The organism is Streptomyces sp. NPDC051563, from assembly GCF_044454225.1.
Lineage (GTDB): Bacteria > Actinomycetota > Actinomycetes > Streptomycetales > Streptomycetaceae > Streptomyces.
The window spans coordinates 1-5426 of the sequence record NZ_JBITDL010000071.1 but is presented as its reverse complement, the minus strand read 5'-3'; the positions used below and the strand labels follow the sequence as shown (position 1 = coordinate 5426).

The 5426-nt window shown below is 73.9% G+C and carries 4 protein-coding genes; all 4 read right to left on the bottom strand.

Annotation, left to right across the window (positions count from 1 at the left end):
- Window positions 1-146: 146 nt before the first annotated feature.
- Window positions 147-1340 (bottom strand): MFS transporter, encoded by a 1194-nt coding sequence (locus ACIA8F_RS39090; protein WP_399385810.1) that lies wholly within the window; start codon window positions 1338-1340, stop codon window positions 147-149.
- A gap of 38 nt (window positions 1341-1378) precedes the next feature.
- Window positions 1379-1891, bottom strand: coding sequence for a hypothetical protein (locus ACIA8F_RS39085; RefSeq protein ID WP_399385809.1), 513 nt, complete (start codon window positions 1889-1891; stop codon window positions 1379-1381).
- A gap of 113 nt (window positions 1892-2004) precedes the next feature.
- Entirely contained in the window at window positions 2005-3201 is a 1197-nt protein-coding gene (locus tag ACIA8F_RS39080) for a serine hydrolase domain-containing protein (protein ID WP_399385808.1), read from the bottom strand.
- 144 nt (window positions 3202-3345) lie between these two features.
- Entirely contained in the window at window positions 3346-5151 is a 1806-nt protein-coding gene (locus tag ACIA8F_RS39075) for a beta-galactosidase family protein (RefSeq protein ID WP_399385807.1), read from the bottom strand.
- Window positions 5152-5426 lie beyond the last annotated feature (275 nt).

The following is a 5426-nucleotide window of genomic DNA, read 5'->3' as shown; positions in this document are numbered from 1 at the left end:
CGCCACCATGCACAACCTCGCCATGACACGGTGAAACAGCAGGTCAATCACCACTCCGGCCTGCATAAGACGGACCTTCTGAAACAACCTTTAGGCCTCGCGGGCCCGCGCGCCGCCCGTGGCCGGGCGGTGCCGGTTCCGTGCGCTCAGTTCGCGGCGGCCCGTGCCGGGCGCCTGAGCAGGTAGCCAGCCGCGGACACGACGAGCACCGCCATGCAGGCGATGAAGACCAGTCCCGCGCCCTCGAGCCCGAGGGGGCCCTCCAGCAGGCCCACCCCGATCACGGGCAGCGAGATGCCCACGTACGCCACCAGGAACAGGGTGGAGATCACGGCGGCCCGCTGGTCCGCGGGAGAGGCCCCGGCCACGGCGGACAGGGCCCCGCGGAAGGCGAGCCCCTGCCCGAGTCCGCCGACGAGGGCGCTCAGCACCACCAGCGCCAGCAGGTCCCACACGAGCGCGCCCGCGAGCAGCGCCAGCCCGGCGAGGAGCACGGCGCATCCCAGCGGCAGGGAGCGCTGCACGCCGACCCGGCCGACGGCCAGCTGCCCGGCGGTCGAGGCGAAGAAGGCCAGGGCGACCACCAGCCCGCTCAGGGCCCGGTTGTGCACGTCCAGCGACTCGGCGAGGAACGCCGGGCTGACGGAGGTGAACACCCCGAACAGGGCGAATCCCACGAACGCGGCGGTCGCGGCCGGTCCGAACACCGCCCGTACCTGCGGAGGCAGGGCGGGCGGCTGCGGTCGTACGGTGCTCAGCGGCCGCCGCTCGCGGACCGTTTCCGGAAGCGTCAGCAGGACGAGGACCGCGCCCGCCACGAGGCCGAGGTGCACCACGAAGGGCAGGTACAGCGGCCAGGAGGCGTACTGCGCGAGGACTCCGGCGAGCAGCGGGCCGCAGCCCAGCCCGCCCATGTTGGCGGCCGTCGCCACGAAGGTGGCCCGGGCGGCGCCGCCGGGCGGCGCCAGCTCCATCACGTACGCCGTGGCGGCCCCGGTGAACAGGCCGGCGGACAGGCCGGACAGCAGCCGCCCCGCGTACAGCCAGGGCATCCCGTCGGCGCACAGGAAGCAGACGGCGCTCAGCGCGGCGAATCCCAGACCGGCCAGCAGCACCGGCCGCCGGCCCACGGCGTCCGAGGCGTTGCCCGCCAGCAGCAGGACGCCGATGACCCCGAAGGCGTAGACGGCGTACACCACGGTGACCATCAGCGCGGAGAAGCCGAACTTCTCCTGGTAGAGCCCGTAGAGGGGGGTCGGCAGCGTGGTGCCGGCCATGCAGACGGCGAACACCGCGCCCGCGGACAGGCACCGGCGCCACCCTTGTCGATCAAGGTCCATGCGGCCGACCGTATCCCGTGGGGGGCCCGGGGCCCGCGTCAGTACACCAGTTTGTAGGTCACGTCCTTGGCGACCGGCTCCGGTGCGGTGTCCGTGTAGACGAGCCGGATCGTGGTGAACTGCCGCAGATCGGGGTGGTCCGGCCAGGCCTGCGGCCGGCTCAGGGTCACGGTGACCGGGTAGGCGCGGAAGCGGCCGGCCGCGCAGTACGGGCGGCAGTCGTTCACCATGTCGGTGCCGGTGGCCGTGGCGCTGCCCGGTCCCCAGCTGTTCCAGCGCAGGCCGACGAGCCGGTTGTTCCCGTCGCCGCAGGCGAGGAGGTACTCCGCGGGGCGCACCTGGGCCTGCGAGGAGCAGTCGACGACCACGACCGGGTCCTGGGGATCCAGGGTCGGCGCCGCAGACGCGGCGCCGGTGCGGGCGGACGCCGGGAGCGCGGCGGCCGGGACCAGTGCGGCCGTCAGGGCCGCCATCGCACACAGCAGGGTCGCCGTTCTCCGCGCCGTGCGCCGGGATGCGCGTGCGGGGCGCCCACCTGCGGAAACGTTCACGGAAGACCTTCCTTGCCACTCTGCGTGCCGCCGGCGGCACCGGGGTCTTCCCAGCTTCCCCCATGGGGGTGAAGCCCGCACCCGCGGGAGCGGGTGCGGGTTCGGGTGGCGGGTCAGTTCTTGCGCAGCAGGGCGCAGACGAAGTCCTCCTGGACCTCCCGGACGTGTGCGAGCAGGTCCGGGTTGCTGGTCAGGGAGGTCTGCGCGGTGATCGTGAAGGTCAGCGAGCGCCGGCCGTCCGCCGTGGCCGCGGCGAGCTGCGTGTAGCCGGCCGTGTTGCCGGTGTGGCCGTACACCGTCCCGCAGCGCGTGGTGTAGCGGAAGATCCCCAGGCCCGCCTCGGTGCGGCCGGGGCCGGGGGGCTGGGACAGGGCGCCGGGGATGAAGCGGAACTGCTGGCGCCGGGTGCGCTCCGAGACGAGGGTGCCGCCCGCGTAGCCCCGGATGAAGGCGGTGAGGTCCTTGGGCGTGGAGACGATGCCCCCGGAGGCCCAGGCTCCCGAGGCGCCCACGGCCTCACTGACGTCGACGGGGCCCTCCTGCGGGTCGATCTGGTAGCCGTGGAGGTAGGGATCGGGCAGCCGGTATCCCTGGGGCAGGCTCGTGGCCTTCAGGCCCAGGGGCTCGTAGACGAGCTCGCGCAGCAGCGTCTCGTACCGGCGTCCGGTGGCGGCCTCGGCCATGAGGGCGATGGCGATGTTGTCGGAGTTGGAGTACGCGTAGCGGCTGCCCGGCGGGAAGCCGAGGTCCTCGTCGGCGACGAAGTCGAGCAGGCGGCGGGAGTCGAAGTGGTGGCGGGGGTCCTCGGAGATGATGTCGATGAACCCCGGGGAGCTCGAATAGTCGGGCAGTCCGCTGGTGTGGTTGAGGAGTTGACGGAGCGTCACCGCGTGCCAGGCGGCCGGCTGCCCGGGCAGGACCTCGCCGATCGTGTCGTCGAGGTGCAGCCGGCCGCGGTCGACGAGCCGGAGGGCCACCGCTCCGCTGAAGGCCTTGGCGACGCTGGCGATCCGCATGTGGTCCGTCGCCCGGGGCGGGCGGCCGCTCTCCACGTCGCCGGCGCCCGCCCGGTAGACCTGCGTACGGTCGCCGTCGGCGAGGACGGCGATGACCCCGGGCGGCCCGTCGGGCCGCTCCACCAGCTCGCGCAGCTCCTGCTGGAGGGCGGCCCCGGGCGGCGGATTGCGGTCCGCTCCGGCCTGTGCGGGCGGTACGGAGACGGCGAGCAGGGCGCCGCACACGGCGGTGGCGGCGGCCAGGCGCAGCGACGGACGGATCCGACCGGAGCGGCCGTGCGGGCGTCGGGACACGGGGGTACCTCCCGGGAAGGCGGATGCGGTGGCCCACGATGGCAGGGCCCGCACCGCCCCCGGCCGCGACGCGGCCGCACGCCGCCGCACCGTGGCCCATCCGGCCCCCACGGGCCCGGCCGGCCGGCGCGGCGCCGGGCGGGGCTACCAGACGGGGATGGGCGCGGGCGCCTCCGTGCCGAGGTCCGGTGCGTCGCGGAGTTCGACAGTGGTCCCGGGCCGGTGGAGTTCGAGGATCACCAGGGTGTTCCCGCCCGCGCGCCACAGGGGGCCCGGTGCGTAGAGGGTGCGCTGCGGGCCGCGCTCCCAGAACCGGCCCAGGGCGAAGCCGTTCAGCCAGACCATGCCCTTGGTCCACCCGGGGAGCGCGAGGAACGCGTCGGCCGCGGAGTCCAGTTCGACGGTGACCCGGTGGAAGGACGGGCCGTCCGGGAGGGCGCCGTGGCCGAAGGCGAGTCCCGACAGGTCGTCGAGGGGCAGCGGCCTGGTCTCCCAGCCGAACTGGTACTGGTTGTCCAGCCTGACCCCGTCGCGGATGCCCTTGCGATCGGCCAGCAGGGGGCCGTAGTTGATGCGTCCCTGGTTCTCCACGAGGATGTCGAGCTCCGCTCCCCCGTCGGGTACGGCGACGGTCAGTGCCGCGAGCGGCTCGTCCCGTTCCAGCAGCCCGATCTCCCGGCCGTCCAGGAAGACCTGGGCCCGGTCGGCCAGCCCGTCGATGCGCAGGGCCGCCTCGGGCAGGGGTCCCCGCAGGCGGGTGCGGTAGTGGATCAGGCCCAGGGACTGGCCGGCTTCCTCCATGGTCAGCGGTTCGACGTGGTGCGCGGGCTTGGAGAGTACGTCCAGGGAGTCGGCCAGCGAGACGCTTCCCCCGACGGCGAACGTCCGGGGCGCCACCCGCGGGGGCAGGGCGGGGGGCTCGTGGGTGACGGGGGCCGTGTGACGGCCGATGACCTCACGGAAGAGGTGGAACTTCGGGGTGAGTTCGCCCGCTTCGCCGACGGGGGCGTCGTAGTCGTAGCTCGTGACGTCGGGCTGGTAGGAAGTGCCGTCGTGGTTGGCGCCGTTCCACCAGCCGAAGTTGGTGCCGCCGTGCCCCATGTAGATGTTCACCGAGGCACCCGCGGCGAGCAGGCTGTCCAGGGTGTCGGCGGCGTCCTGCGCGTCGCGCGTGTGGTGCGGCTCGCCCCAGTGGTCGAACCAGCCGTGCCAGTACTCCACGCAGACCAGCGGGCCGTGCGGCTGGTAGGTGCGCAGGGTGGCGAGGGAGCTCTCGGGGCGCGAGCCGAAGGTCCCGGTGGTCAGGACGCCGGGGATGCGGCCGCCGAGCTGGAACCCGTGGTCGGCGCCGTCGGTGGTGAACAGCAGGCAGTCGAGGCCCCGTCGGACCAGGCCGTCGCGGAGGTGTTCCAGATAGCCGGTGTCGTTGCCGAAGCTGCCGTACTCGTTCTCGACGCCCATGGCCACCACCGGACCGCCCCGGCTGCCGAGCAGGGGAACCAGTACCGGGGCCAGGGCGTCGAACCAGGCGTCGACCGCGGCCAGGTACGCGGGGTGGCGGCGGCGGAGCCGCATCGTGCGGTCGGCCAGCAGCCATCCGGGCAGCCCTCCGAACTCCCATTCGGCGCAGATGTAGGGGCCCGGCCGGACGATGACGTCGAGTCCCAGGTCGCCGGCGGTGCGCACGAAGGCCGCGACGTCGTTCGGCCCGTCGAAGTCGAACGCGCCGGGCCGGGGCTCGTGGACGTTCCAGGCCACATAGGTCTCGACGGTGTTCACGCCCATCGCCCGCAGGCGCCGCAGGCGGTCGGCCCAGAGGTCCGGGTGCACCCGGAAGTAGTGGATGGCCGCGGAGACGATCCGGTGCGGGCTGCCGTTCCGCAGGAAGCCGGTCTCGTCCGTGGCCAGCGTCGTGATCGGCGTCGTGATCGGCGGGTGGGGTGGCTTCACGTGTGCGCTCTCTTTCGGTGCCTTCGGATGGCGCATAGAAAGCGCTTTCCATCGCCACTGATCACGCTAGGCCGAAGCAGCCCGAGGGGTCAAGGGAGATCGCACGGGCAAGAGCGGGCCGGGGGGGGGGGGGGGGGGGGGGGGGGGGGGGGGGGGGGCGGGGGGCCCCGGGGGGGGGGGGGGGGCGGGGCGACCGGGAGGGTCATGCCCAGGAGCCCGCACGGCACGTCGGGGGTGGCGTACGGGAGGTGCAGGCGGCCCTCGGGGGTCCAGCG

What these genes read in the sequence shown, in the direction of transcription:
- ACIA8F_RS39090 (WP_399385810.1), bottom strand. Translation starts at nt 1,340, where the DNA reads ATGGACCTTGATCGACAAGGGTGGCGCCGGTGCCTGTCCGCGGGCGCG.